The 2,299-nt window shown below is 68.6% G+C and carries 2 protein-coding genes; one reads left to right on the top strand and one right to left on the bottom strand.

The genetic code is table 11. The annotated features are described in order from the left end of the window. Window positions 1-160: 160 nt before the first annotated feature. Window positions 161-1,420, bottom strand: a complete 1,260-nt coding sequence (locus tag DXK21_RS16345) for a DUF819 family protein (RefSeq protein WP_114818822.1) — start codon at window positions 1,418-1,420, stop codon at window positions 161-163. A gap of 159 nt (window positions 1,421-1,579) precedes the next feature. On the opposite strand from DXK21_RS16345, the gene cuyB reads away from it, so the two are divergent. Continuing rightward, window positions 1,580-2,239 (top strand): cysteate racemase, encoded by a 660-nt coding sequence (gene cuyB, locus DXK21_RS16340; protein WP_281269037.1) that lies wholly within the window; start codon window positions 1,580-1,582, stop codon window positions 2,237-2,239. Window positions 2,240-2,299: the final 60 nt, after the last annotated feature.

Here is a 2,299-nt window from a genome sequence, read left to right as displayed (position 1 = left end):
CGGACCGCCACAGACGACATCGGGGTTGGGGGGCGTCCGATGTGTCCGATGCAATAACAACGGACCTGAAACTTGGTTCCGCAAGAATTCGCGCGTTATCCATGATTGTTGAACGCGGTTCTTGAACTGGCGATTTCTTGCCCGGACGCCCCCGATTGCGTCAGCCTGCGCCGGCGATCTGCATCATCACCAGGCCGGTGAACCAGGCGGCGCCGGTGCCGACGATATAGCCCACGACCGCCAGCAGGACGCCGACCGAGGCCAGGGACGGGTGGAAGGCCGCCGCCGCCACCGGGGCGCTGGCCGCGCCGCCGATATTGGCCATGGAGCCGACGCCGAGGAAGAAGGCCGGGGCCTTGATCAGCCAGGCGACGGCGAACAGCAGCAGGACGTGAACCGCCATCCAGACCAGGCCGATCAGGAAGTAGGCGGGCGAGTCCAGGATGGCGCCGATGTTCATGTTCAGGCCGACGGTGGCGACCAGGACATAGACGAACACCGAGCCGACCTTGGCCGCGCCGGGGCCTTGCAAGCGACGCGCCGGGGTGAAGGACAGGACCACGCCGATGACGGTGGCGATGAGAACCAGCCAGAAGAAGCTGGAGTCCAGCGACAGGCGCTGGGCCCAGGGGGCGTTGGCGCCGAACCAGGCCGACAGGGGATCGGCCAGGGCGTGCGACAGGCCGACCGCGCCGAAGCCGACGCCGACGATGAAGATCAGGTCCTTCAGCGAGGGTATGCGGGCGTTTTCGGTCTCATAGGCCTCGGCCTTTTCGCGCACGCGGTCGACGGCTGAGGCGTCGGCGCGCAGCAGGCGATTGACGCGCACCTGGTTGGCCGCGATCCACAACACGCCCGCCATCCAGATGTTGGCGACGATGACGTCGACGGCGATCCAGATGGAGAAGACGTCGGGGCCGGCGCCGTAGATTTCATACAGAGCGGTCTGGTTGGCCGAGCCGCCGATCCAGCTGCCGGCCACGGTGGCCATGCCGCGCCAGATGGCCTCGGGGCCTGCCCCCATCAGGTCGGGGGCGACCCAGCTGGTCAGCAAGAGGGCGATGGGGCCGCCCAGCATGACGCCGAGCGTGCCGGTGAAGAACATGATCAGGGCTTTCGGCCCCAGGCGGAAGACCGCCGGCAGGTCCGCCGACACCGTCAGCAGCACCAGGGCCGCCGGCAGCAGGAAGCGCGAGGCGATGAAGTAGAGGCGCGAGGTTTCGGGATCGACGACGCCGAAGGTGGTCAGCAGCGACGGCAGGAAATAGCAGAGCAGCAGGGCCGGCACGAAGGCGAAGAACCGCTGAACCCCCTTGTTGGGCAGGCTGGAGGCCCAGAAGACCCCCGCCAGAATGACGGCCAGAAGGCCCAGAACGACGGCGTCGTTGGTGATCAGCGCGGCGGCTTTTTCAGCTGGCATGGAGTGAGCGTCTTCCCCGAATCGTTGCGCGCATAAGCACGGGGCCGCGAGGATATGGCAATGCGACGATGTCGCGCGGCGATATTGCGCGGGGGGCCGGGATGGGCGAAGCGAGCGCGCAGGTCCCGGCGTCGGGCCGTTGAGCGGATGAGGTCGGGCGTGAAGATTCTGGGTGTTCTGGGCGGCATGGGACCGGCGGCGACGGTGGCCTTTCTGGCGCGGGTGCAGGCCCTGACGCCGGCTCAGGGCGACGAGGACCATGTGCGGGTGGTCATGGACATGAACCCGCAGACGCCGAACCGGCATACTCAGCCCGAGGCGGCGGGACGGACCCTGGGCGAGATGGCGCTGCGGCTGAAGGCGGCGGGGGCCGAGGTTCTGGCCATGCCGTGCAACACCGCCCACGCCCACGCGGCGGCGATCCGGACGGCGGGTTTGCCGTTCGTCGACATGGTGGCGGAGACGGCGAAGGCGGCCAAGGCGAATGGCGCGCGTCGGATCGGGGTGCTGGCGACGCCGGGGGGCGAGGCGCTGTATTCGGCGGCGTTGGCGGCTGAGAGCGTGGAGATGGTGCGGCTGTCGGACGCCGACCGGGCGCGGTTCATGGCGGTGGTGGCCGGGGTCAAGGCGGGCGACGTGGGACCTGAGCAGAGGGCGGCCATGCGCGACCTGGCGGCGGCCCTGGTCGCGGCGGGGGCCGAGGGCGTGATCGGCGGCTGCACCGAGGTGCCGCTGTTGCTGGATGCGGCGGACGTGGCCGTGCCGCTGACGGATTCGGCGGAGGTGCTGGCGCGGGTGTGCGTTGAACTGTGTCTGTAGTTTCTCCTTCTCCCCTTGTGGAACCGTTGCATTATTCGCGGATCGTGATTCCCTGTCTCT

It is taken from the genome of Brevundimonas bullata, assembly GCF_003350205.1.
Taxonomy (GTDB): domain Bacteria; phylum Pseudomonadota; class Alphaproteobacteria; order Caulobacterales; family Caulobacteraceae; genus Brevundimonas; species Brevundimonas bullata.
The sequence above is the reverse complement of the archived record's forward strand: the minus strand, read 5'-3'. Positions and strand labels throughout refer to the sequence as shown.